At 71.6% G+C, this 16,500-nt stretch carries 16 protein-coding genes; 13 read left to right on the top strand and 3 right to left on the bottom strand.

What is annotated here, in order from left to right:
* Positions 1-6: 6 nt before the first annotated feature.
* The gene (locus KBX71_RS29560) at positions 7-474 is read left to right on the top strand and encodes a nuclear transport factor 2 family protein (protein WP_210821093.1); all 468 of its coding nucleotides are present in this window, start codon (positions 7-9) and stop codon (positions 472-474) included.
* Positions 471-674 carry a heavy-metal-associated domain-containing protein gene (locus KBX71_RS29555; protein WP_210821056.1) on the top strand — a complete coding sequence of 68 codons (204 nt, stop codon included), beginning with the start codon at positions 471-473 and terminating at the stop codon, positions 672-674. Before KBX71_RS29560 ends, KBX71_RS29555 begins: the two co-directional genes overlap by 4 nt.
* A gap of 232 nt (positions 675-906) precedes the next feature.
* Here the strand turns inward: KBX71_RS29555 and KBX71_RS29550 are convergent, their stop codons facing one another.
* Entirely contained in the window at positions 907-1,650 is a 744-nt protein-coding gene (locus KBX71_RS29550) for an SDR family NAD(P)-dependent oxidoreductase (protein WP_210821055.1), read from the bottom strand.
* A 248-nt stretch (positions 1,651-1,898) separates the two neighbouring features.
* On the opposite strand from KBX71_RS29550, the gene KBX71_RS29545 reads away from it, so the two are divergent.
* The 3 genes from KBX71_RS29545 to KBX71_RS29535 all read left to right on the top strand — a co-directional run bounded on the left by KBX71_RS29545 (position 1,899) and on the right by KBX71_RS29535 (position 4,347).
* On the top strand, positions 1,899-2,534 hold the full coding sequence (locus KBX71_RS29545; RefSeq protein WP_307847379.1) for an HAD-IA family hydrolase: 636 nt from the start codon (positions 1,899-1,901) through the stop codon (positions 2,532-2,534).
* A 118-nt stretch (positions 2,535-2,652) separates the two neighbouring features.
* On the top strand, positions 2,653-3,111 hold the full coding sequence (locus KBX71_RS29540; RefSeq protein ID WP_210821054.1) for an N-acetyltransferase: 459 nt from the start codon (positions 2,653-2,655) through the stop codon (positions 3,109-3,111).
* A 93-nt stretch (positions 3,112-3,204) separates the two neighbouring features.
* Positions 3,205-4,347 carry a polysaccharide pyruvyl transferase family protein gene (locus KBX71_RS29535; protein WP_196925240.1) on the top strand — a complete coding sequence of 381 codons (1,143 nt, stop codon included), beginning with the start codon at positions 3,205-3,207 and terminating at the stop codon, positions 4,345-4,347.
* An 8-nt stretch (positions 4,348-4,355) separates the two neighbouring features.
* On the opposite strand, the gene KBX71_RS29530 is transcribed toward KBX71_RS29535, so the two are convergent.
* A complete protein-coding gene (locus KBX71_RS29530; protein ID WP_124822874.1) occupies positions 4,356-4,562 on the bottom strand; it encodes a hypothetical protein in 207 nt (68 codons plus the stop codon).
* Positions 4,563-4,644: 82 nt separating this feature from the next.
* On the opposite strand from KBX71_RS29530, the gene KBX71_RS29525 reads away from it, so the two are divergent.
* From KBX71_RS29525 to KBX71_RS29515, 3 genes are all read left to right on the top strand, one after another.
* Complete coding sequence (locus KBX71_RS29525; RefSeq protein ID WP_210821053.1) at positions 4,645-5,163, top strand: DinB family protein; 519 nt, start codon at positions 4,645-4,647, stop codon at positions 5,161-5,163.
* Between the two features lie 155 nt (positions 5,164-5,318).
* Complete coding sequence (locus tag KBX71_RS29520) at positions 5,319-8,612, top strand: DEAD/DEAH box helicase (protein ID WP_210821052.1); 3,294 nt, start codon at positions 5,319-5,321, stop codon at positions 8,610-8,612.
* Complete coding sequence (locus KBX71_RS29515) at positions 8,609-9,511, top strand: SWIM zinc finger family protein (RefSeq protein ID WP_210821051.1); 903 nt, start codon at positions 8,609-8,611, stop codon at positions 9,509-9,511. Before KBX71_RS29520 ends, KBX71_RS29515 begins: the two co-directional genes overlap by 4 nt.
* A 4-nt stretch (positions 9,512-9,515) precedes the next feature.
* Here the strand turns inward: KBX71_RS29515 and KBX71_RS29510 are convergent, their stop codons facing one another.
* A complete protein-coding gene (locus tag KBX71_RS29510; RefSeq protein WP_088988248.1) occupies positions 9,516-9,773 on the bottom strand; it encodes a DUF3040 domain-containing protein in 258 nt (85 codons plus the stop codon).
* A 432-nt stretch (positions 9,774-10,205) separates the two neighbouring features.
* Between KBX71_RS29510 and KBX71_RS29505 the strand changes: the two genes are divergently transcribed.
* The 5 genes from KBX71_RS29505 to KBX71_RS29485 are packed head-to-tail and all read left to right on the top strand — an operon-like array spanning position 10,206 to position 16,472.
* A complete protein-coding gene (locus KBX71_RS29505) occupies positions 10,206-12,302 on the top strand; it encodes a DUF1800 family protein (RefSeq protein ID WP_210821050.1) in 2,097 nt (698 codons plus the stop codon).
* 8 nt (positions 12,303-12,310) lie between these two features.
* Positions 12,311-13,693 (top strand): DUF1501 domain-containing protein, encoded by a 1,383-nt coding sequence (locus KBX71_RS29500; RefSeq protein WP_210821049.1) that lies wholly within the window; start codon positions 12,311-12,313, stop codon positions 13,691-13,693.
* A complete protein-coding gene (locus KBX71_RS29495; protein ID WP_210821048.1) occupies positions 13,690-15,108 on the top strand; it encodes a ferric reductase-like transmembrane domain-containing protein in 1,419 nt (472 codons plus the stop codon). Before KBX71_RS29500 ends, KBX71_RS29495 begins: the two co-directional genes overlap by 4 nt.
* 13 nt (positions 15,109-15,121) lie before the next feature.
* The gene (locus KBX71_RS29490) at positions 15,122-15,700 is read left to right on the top strand and encodes an FMN-binding protein (RefSeq protein ID WP_210821047.1); all 579 of its coding nucleotides are present in this window, start codon (positions 15,122-15,124) and stop codon (positions 15,698-15,700) included.
* Positions 15,701-15,749: 49 nt separating this feature from the next.
* A complete protein-coding gene (locus tag KBX71_RS29485; RefSeq protein WP_210821091.1) occupies positions 15,750-16,472 on the top strand; it encodes an FAD:protein FMN transferase in 723 nt (240 codons plus the stop codon).
* Positions 16,473-16,500 lie beyond the last annotated feature (28 nt).

Here is a 16,500-nt window from a genome sequence, read left to right as displayed (position 1 = left end):
GGTGACATGGGCGGTCTTGATGGCAGCAACCCGAAGGAGTTCATTGCCAACTTCTTCACCTCCTTCATGAGCGATTTGGTTCGCGGCGACGACGATCCTGCGATGGTCGTCGACCGGTACCACACGCCCGACATTGTGCAGGTCGCCGACGGCAACCTGATGGACCGCGCGAAGCTCATCGCACACACCCGCCCGGCGCGGAAACACCAGACCGGCGCGCGGTGGGAGGTGCATGAGGCGATTGCAGACGGGGACCGGATCGCCGCCCGCTACACACTGCACTTCCAGACCGCCAAGCGCGCGGGCAGTGTCGACGTCCACTTCTTCGGGCAGTTCGCTGCCGATGGGCGGATGCGCCGGGCACACATGCTCACCCGATCGGTCCCCCTGAAGGCCAGCGGTACCGCCCCGGCCGAGGTCAGCTCACAGCTCCCGCCACCAGAGGCGCCCGACCTAAGGCAGTTGCCGGCATGACGGTCAGCAGCTATCGGGTGATCGGGATGGCCTGCGGGCACTGTGCGGGCTTCGTCACCGAGGAGATCGAACGGCTTCCCGGAGTCACCGCCGTGGCGGTGGACGTCGAACGCGACACCGCCACGGTGACGAGCGATGGACCTCTCGACATCGCCGAGGTACGTGCCGCAGTCGAGGAAGCCGGCTACGAACTCCTTTGACGTCCAGCGGTAGGCAGCCCGGCGGCCACCTGGATCGGTCCGGGTCAACATACGAGCGATCCCTGGCAGCTCAGCAGGGCGGCGCGCGGCGTGTCGAGTTGCTGAGCTGCCACCGATCCAGGACGCCCGACGAGCAGGCATTCCTGCTGCAGACCGTGATGCCAACCAGGCGCCGTTGAGCACCACGCCCATCACCTGGCCAAGCAGCCTGGTCGGCACGCGGGTCGAAGGGTCAGCTGGTGAAACCGCCGTCCACGTTGACCACCGCTCCGGTCACGTAGCCGGCCTCGGCGCTGGCCAGGTGCGCGACGGTGGCCGCGATATCGGCGGGGCGAGCGTACCGGCCGACGGCGGTGAATCCGCTGATCGCCGCCGCGTTCGGGCCGTCCGCCGGGTTGGCGTCGGTGTCCGTCGGCCCGGGGTTGACCAGGTTGACGGTGATGGCCCGTGGGCCCAGTTCACGGGCCAGACCCCGGGTCAGCCCGACCAGAGCGGTCTTGCTCATCGCGTAGAGCGTCAGCCCGGGAAAGACCGCCCGTTCACCGACGTTGCTGCCGATGCTGATGATCCGTCCACCGTCGCCCAGGTGCCGCAGCGCCGCCCGCGCGGCGACGTACGGTGCCCTGATGTTGACAGCGATCGTCTGCTCCACCTCTGCCGAGCCGAGCTCGTCCAGGGCGCCGACCAGGAACACCGCGGCATTGTTGACCAGGATGTCCAGCCGACCCAGTTCGGCGGCCGCCCGGTCGACAGCGCCCCGCACAGCTTCCGGGTCGGCGCCGTCCGCCTGGATCGCCAGCGCTCTGCGGCCCAGCGCCTCGATCTGCTTCACCACTGTCGCGGCCCGCTCGGCGTCCTGTCGGTAGGTCAGCGCCACGTCGGCCCCGTCCTCTGCCAGGCGTAGGGCGATGCCGGCCCCGATGCCCCGGGAGCCGCCGGTCACCAAGGCGACCCTGTTGTTGAGTGTCGTCGTCATGCAAACGATCATCTGGCCGCGCCGGGCTCCCGTCTGGCGGCTATCGGACCCCTCGCTCCGACCTCCAGGTCCGATTCCCGCGATCCTCGACGGCCTGCGATCCCTGACGGCCCGCCGACCCGGCGGGCCGCCATGATCCGGGCAACTTCACGGATCCTGCTGCCTCACCAGGCGACGAGACAGCAGGATCACCGAAGTTGCGCGGGTCTTGCGAGGTGGGGGAGGGTGGGGCGAGCGATTCGGGGAGCGTGAGCGTGGAACTGGCGGGCACTGGCGCGGTGCTGTTCGACATGGACGGCACCCTTGTCGACTCCGACGCCGCCGTGGAGCGGGCCTGGGAGCGGTGGGCCGCCGAGTACGGCGTCGACCCGCGGACGGCGCTGGCGATCGCGCACGGCAGCCCGGCCGATCGGACCATCCGTCGGCTGCTGCCCGCGCTCGACGACAGCGCGGTCGCCACCGCCGCCGCGCGACAGTTGGCGTTGCAGTACGACGACCTGTCCGACGTGACGGCCACGCCCGGGGCGCACGAACTGCTGAACGCGCTGGCCCGGCTGGGGTTGCCCTGGGCGGTGGTGACCAGCGCCGACACGCGGCTCGCCGAGGCCCGGCTCGGTGCCGCCGGCATCAAGGCGCCGGTGCTCGTCACGGTGGAGGACGTCAGCGTCGGCAAGCCGGACCCGGAGGGCTATCTGCGGGCCGCGGCGCTGCTGGGCGTACCCGTGGCGCGGTGCCTGGTCGTCGAGGACGCCGAGGTCGGCCTGCGGGCCGGTCGGGCGGCCGGGGCGATGACCGCCGCGCTGAAGGGCCTCGACGGCGACTTGCGCCTGCGCGACCTGGCCCAACTGGCGCACCAACTGGAGTCGACGCCGACGGCACCCTGACCGCCAGGTCGGTCGGTACGCCCCGGCGGGGAATCCGTTGGCGTGTCCGGGCCGGTTCTGCTGCACTACCCGCTGGCGACGACGAAGGGGGGACGCGGTGGAGTTGACGTTGACACCGATGACGGCGCAGGACTTGGCCCGGTTGCTCGGTGAACTGGAGCAGGGGTACGCCGAGGACCTGGTCGTGAACCGGGGGTTGACCCCGGAGGCGGCCCTCGAACGGTCGGTCAGCCAGATCCGGGAGTCGCTGCCGGCGGGCGCGGCGACCGAGGGGGCGTTGCTGCGGCTGGGCCGGGTCGACGACACCGAGATCGGCTGGATCTGGGTGACCCTGCCGACGGCGACCGCCCCGCACCAGGCGTGGATCCACAACATCGAGGTGCACCCGGCGCACCGGGGACGCGGCCACGCACGCCGGATGATCCAGCTCATCGAGGCCGAACTCACCCAGTTCGGCGTGCCCGAGCTGGGTCTGAACGTCTTCGGTACGAACACCGTGGCGATTGGCCTCTACCGCAGTCTGGGCTTCGAGGTCACCTCGCAGCAGATGGCGAAGCGCCTCACCCCGGCGAGCTGAGTCGGGGGGACGACCCAGGTCGGTCCCCCCGGCAGGACTGTTCACCTGCCCAGCGGGAAACCGGCGCGGACCGCACCTGGGGAGGAGCGACGGATGACGCATGGCGCCGGACTGACCATCGGTGTGCTGGGCTCGTACGGTGGGCGAAACCTCGGTGACGAGGCGATCCTCACCGGCCTGCTCACCGATCTGCGTACGCAGGAACCGAACGCCCGGATCATCGTCTTCTCGCGGAACCCGGAGCACACCCGGGCCGCACACCCGGACGTCGAAGCGGTGCCGTGGGAGGGCGTGAGCCGTACCGATTCGGCCCTCGTCCTGGCCCAGCTGGACCTGCTCATCCTGGGCGGCGGCGGCATCCTCTACGACCGGGAGGCCCGCCGTTACCTGCGGGTGGTCCGGGTCGCCCAGGAGCGGGGCCTGCCGCTGATCACGTACGCGGTGGGGGTCGGGCCGCTCAGCGACGGGGTGGACACCGGCATGGTCCGGGAAACGCTGTCCAGCGCGACCCAGGTGACCGTCCGGGACCAGGAGTCCCGGATGGTGCTGGAGGAGGCCGGCCTGCTGAACCCGATCACGGTCACCGCGGACCCGGCGTTCCTGCTGCAACCGGAGGAGTTCCCTGCCCACCTGCTGGCCGAGGAGGGTGTGCCGGTCGGCAAGAGGTTGGTCGGGATAAGCGTGCGGGAGCCGGGCCGGGCCGCCGAACGCCTCGACGTGGACGGTTACCACCGGCTGTTGGCCCAGATCGGTGACTTCCTGGTGCACCGGATCGACGCGTACGTGCTGTTCGTGCCGATGGAACGCGACGACATCCGGCACGCCCACGGGGTGCTGTCCCACATGGTCGCCGCCGAGCGGGGTCGGATCCTGCACGGCACCTACTCTCCACAGCAGGTGCTGGGGTTGATGCGCCACTTCGACCTGGCCGTCGGCATGCGCCTGCACTTCCTGATCTTCGCGGCGATGGTCGGTACGCCGTTCCTGCCCCTGCCGTACGCCGGCAAGGTCTTCGACCTGGCCCAACGGCTTGGTGTGCCGGCGCTACGCGGCGTGGAGCGGGAGGTCGAGGGGCCGCTGCTGGCCGAGGTCGACCGACTCTGGGACGAGCGGGAGCAGCGCGCCGAGGCCACCGCCCGACGGGTGGCGGAGGTGTGCGATCAGGCGCGGGGCACCTCGGAGGTCACCCGCGGCGTGTTGGAGAGCCTGCGCAGTCAGACCCTCACCCGGGTCTGAGCGGGCGGTCACACCGCCGGGCCGGTCCACCGGTAGCGCCACTCGCGGGCCTCCTCGCGGGCGGTCTCCAACTCGTAGATCTGCGCGTCAACCAGCCCACCGGAGCCGATGTGATGGTGGGTCAGCGGCGGGCGGCCGTTGGTGTCCAGTTCGACGGTGATGGTCTGCCCGTCCGCCGTGCCGCCGACGAGAAGGATCTGCACGGATGAAGCCATGCGCCCATCCTGCCCGTCGTAGCGCCCGCCCGCAGCGGATAGCGGGGCAGCGGGGGACCCGGCCCGTGGCTAGGGTCGGCGGATGGAGCAGACGATCGATCCCACACTCGGTCCGGTGCTCGCCCGCACCGGCGACGAGCGCGCCGTCCTGACCTCGTTCCTCGACTTCCACCGGGCCGTCGTGCTGCGCAAACTGCGCGGTCTCTCCGACGCCGACGCCCGCCGCCGGCTGGTGCCCTCGGCGACCACGCTGGTGGGGCTGGTCAAGCACCTGACCCTGGTCGAGCGGAACTGGTTCCCGACCCTGCTGGCCCCCGAGCCCGGCGACGTCTACCTGACCTCCGAGGAGGATGCCGTCGCCAGCTTCACTCTCGGCGAGCAGGAGACCGTCGCAGGGCTCGTTGAGGCGTACGAGCGGGCCTGCGCCCGTTCCCGGGCCGTCGCCGCGAGCGTCGACCTCGACCACGTGGTGCCGCACCCGCAGCTCGGCGAGGTGTCGGTGCGCTGGATCCTGGTGCACATGATCGAGGAGACGGCCCGTCACGCGGGCCACGCCGACATCCTGCGCGAACTGACCGACGGCGACTCCGGCGCGTTCTGACCCCCCGAGCCCCGCGATCTTGCACTTTCTGCGGTGACAAAAGGCGCACTCTCCGCAGAACGCCAACACAAACTGCAAGATCGCGCAGGTGGCGGCGGTGGGTCGCCCTGGGGGGCCGCCTATTCTGTGGGGCGGGCGGCGACTAGGGGGAACAGGTGCTGGTCATCCACGGGCTGTGGTTGCCCGGCGACAACTCGACCGGCGGCCTCGCCGTCTGGGCCGAGGACAGCGCCGCACCGATTCCCGCGCCGCGCTCGGGCCGACCGGCCCGGGAACGCCCGCACCCCTTCGCCGCCGGGCACACCGACCTGGCCGCCGTCCTCGCCGAAGCCGCCGAGCCGACCCGGCCGGACACCGCGCTGCTCACCCTACCCACCCTGGCGGGCGCGCCGACCGACTCACCCGAGCTGATCCGGACCACCGTCGCACCCGCGGCCCGCGGCCGGCTCACCCTGGCCCGGTGGCGGGTCCCCATCCTGGTGTACGCCCCGGACGACGCCCTGTCGCTGCTGCACGCCCTGGACGACATCCCGGCGGTACCCGGGGCCACCCTGCGGCACCTCGCCGAGCTGGCCGACTTCGCCGCCGACCTGGTGACCCGTGGCCGGGTCCTCCCCGGCGTACGCACGACGACGGGCGACCAGCCGCTCGGCGCTGGTGTGACGACAGGCGACCAGAGGTCAGGCGCTGGTGTGACGGGGCCGTCCGGCGCTGCCGCGCAGGCGGTCTGGCGTCCACTGTTGACCGGCACCGACGCCGCCTGGGCGCGATCGCTGGCGCTCGCCCTGCCACCGGCCGCCCGAGCGGCCGTGGTGCCACCAGCCGTCCGAGAGGCCGCCCTGCCACCCGCCGCCCGAGCAGCCGTCGAGCCGCCCGCCACCGAGCTGACCGCCACCGAGCTGACCGCCACCGAGCTGACCGCCGGCGCGCTGGTCGCGGATGCGCTCGACGCGTTGACCGACGCCGCCGCGCGGGCCGCTCTGGCGACCACCACGCTGGCCCGGGGGCTGCGCCCGGGTGGTCCGGCACCGGCCTGGTTGGCCGCGCTCGCCGGCCCGCAGCGGGACTTCACCATCGACCCGGCCGGGTTGGCGACCCTCTCCTCCGAACTGGAGGCGTGGCAGCGTGACGCCGCCGGTGGCCCGGTGCGGGCCAGTTTCCGCCTGGTGGAACCGGCCCCCGACGAGGTCACCGAACCGATCCTGGCCACCCGGCCGGTCCCCGCCGACAGCGCGTCGGTGTCGGTGCCCGCGGACAGTGCGCCGGTGCCGGTCGAGTCGATCGGGGGCGGGCGTTGGCGGCTGGAGTTCGGGTTGCAGGCTGCGGACGAGCCCGGCCTGCACGTCGACGCCGGGGACATCTGGCGGGCGCCGCAGACGCTCGGCGGCCTGGCGGGCCGGACCACCAGCCCGCAGGAGACGCTGCTCGCCGAGCTGGGGCGGGCCAGCCGGCTCTGGCCGGACCTGGACGCCGCGCTGCGGACCGCCGCCCCGGAGGCGATGGAACTCGACGTCGAGGGGGCTCACCGGTTCCTCAGTGCGGGCGCCCCGGTGCTGCACGCGGCCGGTTTCGGGGTGCTGCTGCCGTCCTGGTGGCAGCGTCCGTCGGCGCGCCTGGGCGCCCGGTTGCGGGCGCGCAGCCGCACCGCGCCGGGCACTGTGGGTGGCACCGAAGCCGGCGTCGGTCTGGACGCCCTGGTCGACTACCGCTGGGAGATCGCGCTCGGTGACCAGCCGCTGTCCGCCGAGGAGTTGGCGGCGCTGGCCGAGACGAAGACCCCGTTGGTACGGCTCCGCGGCCGGTGGGTGGAGTTGGACCCGGGGCGGCTCGCAGCCGGTCTGCGCCTGCTCCGCTCCGCGGGCGAGTTGACAGTTGCCGACCTGCTTCGCCTCGGGCTGGCCGACGGCGAGGCCACCGGTGAGCTGCCGGTGTTGGAGGTGACCGCCGACGGGGCGCTGGGTGACCTGCTCGCCGGTGCGGTCGAGCGGCGGCTCACCCCGCTGGACCCGCCGCCGAGTTTTCAGGGGACGCTGCGGCCGTACCAGCAGCGGGGACTGGCCTGGCTGGCCTTTCTGCGCTCACTCGGCCTGGGCGGTGTGCTCGCCGACGACATGGGGCTGGGCAAGACCGTGCAACTGCTCGCGCTGCTCGCCGGGGACCCGCCGGAGGCCGGGCCGACCCTGCTGGTCTGTCCGATGTCACTGGTCGGCAACTGGCAGCGGGAGGCGGCGCGGTTCACTCCGGAGCTGCGGGTGCACGTACACCATGGTGCCGAGCGGGCGCGGGGGGCGGAGTTCACGGCGGCCGCGCACGGCGCGGACCTGGTCCTGACCACCTACTCGGTGGCCGCCCGCGACGCCGCCGACCTGGCCGGCATCGACTGGCACCGGGTGGTGGTGGACGAGGCCCAGGCGATCAAGAACGCGTCGACCCGACAGGCCGAGGCGGTTCGCGCGCTGCCCGCCCGGCAGCGGGTGGCGGTGACCGGTACGCCTGTGGAGAACCGCCTCGCCGACCTCTGGTCGATCATGCAGTTCGCCAACCCGGGTCTGCTCGGGCCTGCCGCGACGTTCCGCAAGCGGTTCGCCGAGCCGATCGAGCGGCATGGCGACGCCGAGGCCGCCGAGCGGTTACGGCGGATCACCGGCCCGTTCGTGTTGCGCCGACTCAAGACCGACTCGTCGATCATCTCGGATCTGCCGGAGAAGTTGGAGATGGAGGTGCTCTGCAACCTCACCTCCGAGCAGGCCGCGCTGTACCGGGTGGTGGTCGACGACATGCTCGCCCGGATCGAGACCAGCGACGGCATCGAGCGACGTGGCCTGGTGCTGGCCACCATGACCCGACTCAAGCAGGTCTGCAACCACCCCGCCCAACTGCTGCGCGACGGCTCACCGTTGGAGGGCCGCTCCGGCAAGCTGGCCCGGCTCACCGAGATCCTGGAGGAGGTGCTGGCGGCGGGGGAGCGCGCGTTGCTCTTCACCCAGTACGCCGAGTTCGGTGCGATGTTGCGCGGTCACCTGTCGGCGCGGTTCGGCCGGGAGGTGCTGTTCCTGCACGGTGGCCTCGGCAAGGCCGAGCGGGACGCCCTGGTGCAGCGCTTCCAGTCGGCGGAGGGTCCGCCGCTGTTCGTCCTGTCGCTCAAGGCCGGCGGCACCGGCCTGACCCTGACCGCCGCGAACCACGTGGTGCATGTGGACCGGTGGTGGAACCCGGCGGTCGAGGACCAGGCCACCGACCGGGCGTTCCGGATCGGGCAGCGCCGACGTGTGCAGGTACGCAAGTTCGTCTGCGCCGGCACTGTCGAGGAGAAGGTGGCCGCGATGATCGCCGAAAAGCGCCGCCTCGCCGAGCGGGTGGTCGGCACCGGTGAGCAGTGGATCACCGAGTTGTCGACCGGCCAGTTGCGGGACCTGTTCGCCCTGGAGGCCGGGGCGGTGGTGGAGTGACCGACTTCGCCGACTATGGGCGCCCCCGCAAGGTCGACGGGGGTCTGCGGGCGCGTAGCGCCCGGGGCGCGATCGGCAGGTCCTGGTGGTCGCGGCGTTTCCTGGAGGTGCTGGAGTCGTTCGCGCTCGGCACCCGGTTGACCCGGGGCCGGTCGTACGCGCGGGCCGGTCAGGTGCTCACGCTCGACATCACACCCGGGCGGGTCAGTGCGGTGGTGCAGGGCTCCCGGCCGAAGCCGTACCAGGTGTCGATCGCCCTGAAGCCGTTTCCGGCCGCGCTCTGGTCCCGAGTCGAGAACGAGCTGGCCGGGCAGGCGTTCTTCAGCGCCCGGCTGCTCGCCGGGGACCTGCCCGACGAGTTGGAGGAGCTGTTCGCCGCCGCCGGCGCGCCGCTCTTCCCGGCCGGTGTGGACGAGCTGACCCAGCGTTGCAACTGCCCCGACTTCGCGGTGCCGTGCAAGCACCTCGCGGCGACGTTCTACCTGCTGGCTGAGGCGTTCGACGCGGACCCGTTCGAGCTGCTGCACTGGCGTGGTCGGTCCCGCGCGGAGTTGCTCGACGAACTCCGCGCCCGGCGCGCCGCGGCCACCGGTGCCACCCCGCCGCCCACGCCGGTCGACCAACCGTCCGAACCGGACGGTGTCGTGTCGACAGTGGACGTCGTGGCGCCGGTCGGTGCCGCCCGCGCGCTCGCCGGGCTGTCGGCGACGCCCCTGGCGGAGGCGGCGGACCGGTTCTGGTCGGCGCCGGTGCCGCTGCCGGATCGGCCGCCCCGACTGGTGACCGGCACCGACCTGCTGCTGCGCCAGCTCGGAGCACCGGCCCCGGCCATCGGTGGGCCGGGACTACTCGAACGGTTGCGCCGCGCGTACCGGGCGTTCGGCCCGGCCGACCGGTGAGCCGTCACGTCCACCGGCGGCGGAACCGCCACATGATCGCGGCATTGGCCACCAGCACCACCGCGCAGATCGCACCGGTCAGTCGACCGGCGAACACGGCTATCGCCGGCAGCGACGCCCACAGCACGATGGTCAACAACATCAGGTAGCGGCCCCTGCGGGCCCGAACCCTGTGGTCCAGCCGCTTGAAGAAGGCCGGGTCACTCTCTCGGAGCTGACGGGTGATCTGGTCGAATCTGCGCTGATCCTCTTTGCTGAGCATGGCGCTGCCTTCCCCTCACGCGTTCAGCGGTTCGGCGGCATACCCGCTGCGGTGGCGGCTCACGCTCACCCGTTGCTGCTACTTTTCCTCCACGTGAGCGCGCTTCATGTCCGGCTTACCTGAACCTTAAGTTTGCCTTTGGTGGTGAACGGCGCCGAAAGTGTCGCGTACGGCGGCGTTGGTCCGATCCGTGCTCGGCTGCCGCGCGTACGCCCTGCTGGGAAGGTCTGCCGGCACGTCCATCCCACCGCCCCCGGCCGCTGTCGCACTGAACGCTGTCTTAAGTGCCCTGACGAGTGTGTTCCGGCCACCTTGAAGGGCCCTGGGGCCTTGGTTACCTTGCCGTAGCAACCCCCTCAGGCAACAGTCGCCGCACCTGCCGCACCTGCCCGGTAGCAGCTTCCGGCGCTTCTCAGAAATCGGGATTGGTACATGGCCGACCAGAATGTGCCACCACGTCGACCGCGGGACGACCGCGGTTGGGACGGACATCAGCACCCCACCGCTGACGGCTACGGCGACCCCCACACGCCCGCGCCCTACGGCTACGACTCGCCCCACCCCCACCAGGGCGGCTACGCCGCGCAGGCCGACCCGCGTGAGCAGTACGCCGACGGGTACGCGCACGCCGGGCAGCCCGCACCCGCGCCGCGCGGCCCGCAGTGGGTCGGCCCGGAGGGCCTTGGCCGTCCGGCCCCGGCGCGCCCGGCCGGCACTGGACTGCCCACCATCGACGATGACGACGAGCCGGGTCGCAAGGTCGGTCGACGTAAGGCGATGGTGGCCCTCGGTGGCGCCGCCGTCGTCGCCGGTGGCGCGGCGCTCGCCATGACCCCGCAGTTCCGTGGCCTCTTCGGCGACGAGGCGGCGGCCGGCGACGCGACCGGCAGCACGGTGACCGACGGCACCGCGGCGCGGCCCAGCGGCCAGCAGCCCAGCACGGTGCGTACCTACACCGAGCAGAACGAGAGCTACATGGGCTCCCGGGCCGGTGAGGCGCTGAAGAAGAACGCGCCGGCCGGTGGGCGGACCTTCTCCGGCCCGGCCGCGGCCGCGGCGGCGACCAAGGTGACAGTGAAGACGGTGCTGGCCAAGGACCCGATCCTGCACCTGGCCCGGCGCACCACCTTCGGCGTGACGCCCGCTGTGGTCGCCGACATCAAGCGCGAGGGCATGGACGCCTGGATCCGCGCCCAGCTGGACCCGGAGAAGTTGGAGCCGAGCAAGGGCGAGCTGAAGCTCGCCGAGCTGCCGACCCAGAAGCTCTCCGTGCAGCAGCTGCGCGACCAGCGGGACAAGCTCAACGAGCAGGACGCCCAGCCGGAGCGGGAGATGGTCGACGCCACCATCGCCCGGCAGATCTGGTCCAAGCGCCAGCTGTTCGAGGTGATGGTCGACTTCTGGAACGACTTCCTGCACGTCGCCGCGGACTTCGACGGCGGCGAGGTGTACCGCAGCTCGTTCGACCAGGACGTCGTGCGCAAGCACGCGCTGGGCAGCTACCCGGAGATGCTGGTCGCCGCGAACAAGCACCCGGCGCTGCTGATCTACCTGAACCAGAAGGACTCCCGCAAGGACGCGATCAACGAGAACCTCGCCCGGGAGAACCTGGAGCTCTACTCGGTCGGCGTCGACGGCGGCTACAAGGAGCCGGACGTGCGGCAGGCCGCCATGCTGCAGACCGGCCGTGGCGTCGACGACAAGGGCAAGTACGTCTTCCGCCCCGAGCAGCACTACGTCGGCAAGGTGAAGATCCTCGGCTTCAGCCACGCGAACAACTCGGCCGACCCGAAGAAGGCCGAAGCGGCGATCGACGCGTACATCACCTACATCGCGACGCACCCGTCGACCGCGAGGTACGTGGCGCAGAGCCTGGCCACCCGGTTCGTCTCGGACACCCCGCCGAAGTCCCTGGTGGACCGGCTGGCCAAGACGTACACCACAAACAAGGGCATGATCAAGCCGGTCCTGATGACGCTGTTCTGCTCCTCGGAGTTCTGGGCCGGTGTGGGCCAGAAGGTGCGTCGGCCGATGGAGTACCTGGTCGCCACGTACCGCACCCTGGGCGTCTCCCCGGAGGCGTCGCCGAAGCACAACAACGGCGACAGCAAGCGCACCGCGTACGCGCGGGGGCTGCGGCAGATCCACGACAAGATGCGCGAGCTGGGCCAGTCCCCGATGGGTCATCCGACCCCGGACGGCTACCCGGACGTCTACGTCGCCTGGACCTCGGCCGGCACGATGGTCAACGGCTGGAACGAGGCGGGCGAGATCCTCGCCGGCTACCGCACCACATTCACGTACACGGCGCCGGAGAAGCTGGTCGCCAAGCCGCCGGCGACCGCCGGGGCGTACGTGGACGCTCTCTCCCTGCGCCTGGTGGGCCAGAAGTTGAGCACGCGGGAGAAGAACCTCATCCTCGGCGTGGCCGGTGTGGCGGCGACCGCCAAGGTCGACGCCACGTTCAACGGGGCCATCACCGCCGTCGCGCGGGCGATCCTCGCTTCCCCCCAGCACCACCTCCGGTGAGGCACCCGATGGAGAAGACTGTGTACAACTCTTTCCCCCTGCACCCCGAATGCCCCGACGTGCGCCGGCTGGCCGACAACCCGGCCGAGGCGTTGCTGCGGGCCGAGGCGGACATCGTCGCCGCCGAGAACGCCGCCGAGTTCGACAGGTACCGCACCCTGGAGGACCTGGAGGAGGCCCAGCAGGACGGCCGTGGCGTGACCCGACGGACCTTCGTCGCGGGTGCCGCGGCCACCGCCACCGCGCTGGCCACCGCCCAGTTCGTCACCACCTCGGCGTCGTTCGCGGCGACCAAGACCGGCACCCTGATCCACGTCTTCCTCTACGGCGGGCTGGACGGGCTGAGCCTGATCGCGCCGGACAACGACGCGGTGCTCAACAAGGCCCGGCCCGACCTGCTGCTCGGCAACGACTCGCTGTCCCTGGGCCGCGGCTTCAAGCTGACCAGCGCGTTCAAGCCGCTGGAGAAGTGGCTCAGCGCCGGTCAGCTGGGCTTCATTCCGGCGGTCTCCGACGAGCGGCTGTCCCGCAGCCACTTCCAGGCCGCCGACGCCTGCAACCTGGGCGGGCTGCCCAACGAGACCGGCGGCCGGGGCTGGCTGGACGGGCTCGTCGACAACCTGGGCAAGGGCACCGCGTTCCGCAGCGTCGGCATCGGCAGCACGCTGCCCCGCTCGCTTGTCGGCAACAACGGCGCGTTGTCGCTGAACAACGTCGGGTCGCTGCGGCTCAACGGTGACGAGCGGTTCCGGGCCGCCACCGAGAAGGCCATCAAGGGGCTCTTCACCGGGATCAACCACCCGGTCGAGGAGGCCGTGCAGGAGGGCATGGGCGCGCTGGCCACCGCCCAGAAGCTCGCCGCCAAGCCGTACCAGCCCGCCGAGGGCGTCAAGTACGAGGGCGTCGGCAACGCGTTCCAGCAACTCGCCCAGCTGATCAAGGGCGGCGCCAACGTGCGGGTCGCCACCGTCGGCATGGGTGGTTACGACACCCACGAGAACCAGGGCACCCGCGAGGGTGGCCAGTTGCACCGCCGGCTCAACGAGCTGGCCAGCGCGATGGCCGCGTTCTTCACCGACCTCGGCCCGAAGGCCGCCGACGTGACGATCATGGTGTCCAGCGAGTTCGGCCGTCGGGTCGGCTCCAACAACAACGGCACCGACCACGGGCACGGCGGCGTGGTCACAGTGCTGTCCGGCAAGAAGCTGGCCGGTTCGCTGCTGGGCACCTGGAACGGCCTGGACAAGCTGGACTCCGGTGACGTGCCGGAGTACAACAACATGTTCAACGTCTACGGCGCTGTGGCGCAGGGGCGGTTCGGGCTCACCAACGCGGAGGTCGACAAGGTCTTCCCCCGCCAGAAGTACGCCCCGATGAAGCTGTACGCGTGACGTACTCGCACACCCACGCCGCCGGCCGTCGTACCGGGACCTCGTCCCGGCACGGCGGCCGGTCGGCTGCGCCCGTACCCCCGCAGATCCCGGAGCGGCGCGGACCCGGCGGCCGACGGCTGTTGGGCGTGCTGCTCCTGGTCGGCCTGCTCGCCAGCGTGCTGCCGTGGTGGTTGGGCACCCCCGCCGGATCGCTGCGGACCACCGCGACGACAGTCACCGCGGCCGGCCGGATCGCCGGCCTGGTCGCCGGCTACCTGCTGCTGGTGCAGGTGCTGATGATGAGCCGCCTGCCGGTGCTGGAACGGTGGATCGGCGGCGAACACATGGCCCGCTGGCACCGGGACGTCGGGGCCACCCTGCTGGTCACCGTGCTGGCGCACATGTCGCTGATCCTCGTCGGCTACGCCGACCTGCGGAACCAGTCGATCCTCGCCGAGGTCGGCACGTTGCTCGGCGACTACGAGGACATGGTCTCGGCGTTCGTCGCCACCGGCATCATGATGCTCGTCGGGTTCAGCAGCGTCCGGGCGATCCGGCGGGCGTTGCCCTACGAGCTGTGGCACCTGCTGCACCTGTCCAGCTACCTGATCCTGCTGCTCGGCTTCGGCCACCAGTTCACCCACGGCGCGCAGCTGTACAAGCCCGGCCCGGTGCGCACCGGCTGGATCGCGCTCTACCTGCTGGTGGTCGCCGCCCTGCTCTGGGGCCGTGTGATCGCGCCGCTGGCGTTCAACCTGCGCTACAAGCTGCGGGTCGCCGACGTGGTCGCCGAGAGCACCGACACCATCTCCATCTACCTCACCGGGGAGCGGCTCGGCCGGCTGGCGATGCTCGGCGGCCAACACTTCCGCTGGCGGTTCCTCACCCGGGGCTGCTGGTGGCAGTCGCACCCGTTCTCCGTCTCCGCCGCCGCCAACGGCCGCTGGCTGCGGGTCACCGTCAAGGTGGTCGGCACCCACACGGCCGACCTGCGCGACCTGGAGCCGGGCACCCGGGTCTGGGCCGAAGGCCCGTCGGGCACCTTCACCGCCGCGCACCGGCTCCGCGAGCGGGCGCTGCTGATCGCCGGCGGCAGCGGCATCACGCCGATCCGGGCGATGCTGGAGGAACTGCCTCCGGGCGCCGCGCTGATCTACCGGGCCCGCACGCCTGCCGACGTGCTGCTCAGCCGCGAGTTGGACTGGCTGGCCCAGGAACGCCACACCTCCGTCTGGTACGTCATCGGCTCCCGCGACGACCCCGGCCCCCGCCAACTGATGAGCCCGGACGGGCTGCGTCAACTGGTGCCCGACGTGGCCCGACGCGACGTCTACCTGTGCGGGCCGCCCGGTTTGGTGGAACAGTCGGTGCGTGCGCTGCGGCGGGCCGGCGTGCCCCCACGGCAGATCCACCTGGCCACGTTCGAGCTGTAGGAAGGGCATCCCCATGCGTCGCGCGTTCCTCGCGATCACCGGCCTGGCGGCCAGCACCACCGCGCTCGTGGTGTTCAAGGGCTCCCCGGCCACCAACCAGGTCGCCCAGAACCTGCCGAGCGCCCAGCCGGTCAACCCCACCCCGCAGGAGGTCGAGCCGAGCACCGACCCGGCGGGCGTCGCGTCGACGCCGTCCGTCGCGCCCAAGGCGCCCACGTCGCCCAAACCGACGAAGAGCACCGCCCGCCCGTCCGGCACCCGCACCACCACGAAGGCCGCACCCCGAACCACCACCAAGGCGCCCCAGTCGACCACCCGCCGGGTCACCGGCAACGGCTTCGAGAACGAGTACGGGTACGTGCAGGTGCAGATCGTCGTCTCGGGTAACCGGATCGTCGAGGCCGTCGCGTTGTCGCTGCCCAGCGGGGGTGAATCCGACATCCACAGCGGCGACGTCCGCAACCGCTACGACGGCCGCGGCGGCGAGGTGGTGCAGAAGCAGAACGCGAACCTCAACACCGTCTCCGGGGCCACCGAGACCAGTAACTCCTACAAGCAGTCGTTGCGGTCCGCCATCGAGCAGGCTTTCTGACGTGCGGGCCACGCTGACCCGACCCGGGCTGTGCCGGGTCGAACAGATCATGGGTACGGCCATCACCCTGGACCTCGCCGACGATCTGCCACAGTCGACAGTGCGCGAGCTGGCGGATGAGGTCTTCACCTGGATGCGCGAGGTGGACGCGCGGTTCAGCACCTACCAGCCGGACAGCGAGGTGTGCCGCTTCGACAGGGGTGAGGTGCTGCTGTCCGAGTCGTCCGCGGACCTGCGGTACGTGCTGGAGACCTGCGCCGACCTGTGGGGCGCCACCGACGGGTTCTTCGACGCGTACGCCACCGGTCGGCTCGACCCGTCCGGCTACGTCAAGGGCTGGGCGGCCCAGGTCGCCTCGGACCGCCTCGTCGCCGCCGGTGCCGTCAACCACTGCGTGAACGCCGGCGGTGACGTACGGGTGCGGGGCCTGTCGCCGTCCGGGGAGCCGTGGCGCATCGGTATCCGGCACCCGTGGGACGCGATGGCGGCGTGCCTGGTGCTCAGCGGGACCGACCTGGCCGTGGCCACGTCCGGCGTGTACGAGCGGGGTCGGCACGTGCTGGACCCGCGCCGGGGCGCGCCGGCCAGTGGGCTGCGCTCGGTGACAGTGGTCGGCACCAACCTGGGGGTGGCCGACGCGTACGCCACCGCCGCCCTCGCCATGGGCACCCCCGGCCTCAACTGGCTGGCCCGCCTGGACGACCACACCCACGCGGCGATCACCGACAACGCCCGCCAGTACCACTCCGCCGACCTCCCGTTGACCGACTAACCCCCGAAGCCCGCGCCCCCGCGTGCCC

The sequence above is a fragment of the Micromonospora sp. D93 genome (assembly GCF_018070365.1).
Classification (GTDB): domain Bacteria; phylum Actinomycetota; class Actinomycetes; order Mycobacteriales; family Micromonosporaceae; genus Micromonospora; species Micromonospora ureilytica.
Note: the sequence above shows the minus strand (reverse complement) of the source record. Positions and strands in the feature narration are given on the sequence as shown.

Bases quoted from the DNA above. Each gene is read 5' to 3' on its own strand.
- KBX71_RS29560 (WP_210821093.1), top strand. From the start codon at position 7: ATGGGCGGTCTTGATGGCAGCAACCCGAAGGAGTTCATTGCCAACTTC.
- KBX71_RS29555 (WP_210821056.1), top strand. From the start codon at position 471: ATGACGGTCAGCAGCTATCGGGTGATCGGGATGGCCTGCGGGCACTGT.
- KBX71_RS29550 (WP_210821055.1), bottom strand. From the start codon at position 1,650: ATGACGACGACACTCAACAACAGGGTCGCCTTGGTGACCGGCGGCTCC.
- KBX71_RS29540 (WP_210821054.1), top strand. From the start codon at position 2,653: ATGACGGCGCAGGACTTGGCCCGGTTGCTCGGTGAACTGGAGCAGGGG.
- KBX71_RS29535 (WP_196925240.1), top strand. From the start codon at position 3,205: ATGACGCATGGCGCCGGACTGACCATCGGTGTGCTGGGCTCGTACGGT.
- KBX71_RS29530 (WP_124822874.1), bottom strand. From the start codon at position 4,562: ATGGCTTCATCCGTGCAGATCCTTCTCGTCGGCGGCACGGCGGACGGG.
- KBX71_RS29525 (WP_210821053.1), top strand. From the start codon at position 4,645: ATGGAGCAGACGATCGATCCCACACTCGGTCCGGTGCTCGCCCGCACC.
- KBX71_RS29510 (WP_088988248.1), bottom strand. From the start codon at position 9,773: ATGCTCAGCAAAGAGGATCAGCGCAGATTCGACCAGATCACCCGTCAG.
- KBX71_RS29505 (WP_210821050.1), top strand. From the start codon at position 10,206: ATGGCCGACCAGAATGTGCCACCACGTCGACCGCGGGACGACCGCGGT.
- KBX71_RS29500 (WP_210821049.1), top strand. From the start codon at position 12,311: ATGGAGAAGACTGTGTACAACTCTTTCCCCCTGCACCCCGAATGCCCC.
- KBX71_RS29490 (WP_210821047.1), top strand. From the start codon at position 15,122: ATGCGTCGCGCGTTCCTCGCGATCACCGGCCTGGCGGCCAGCACCACC.
- KBX71_RS29485 (WP_210821091.1), top strand. From the start codon at position 15,750: ATGGGTACGGCCATCACCCTGGACCTCGCCGACGATCTGCCACAGTCG.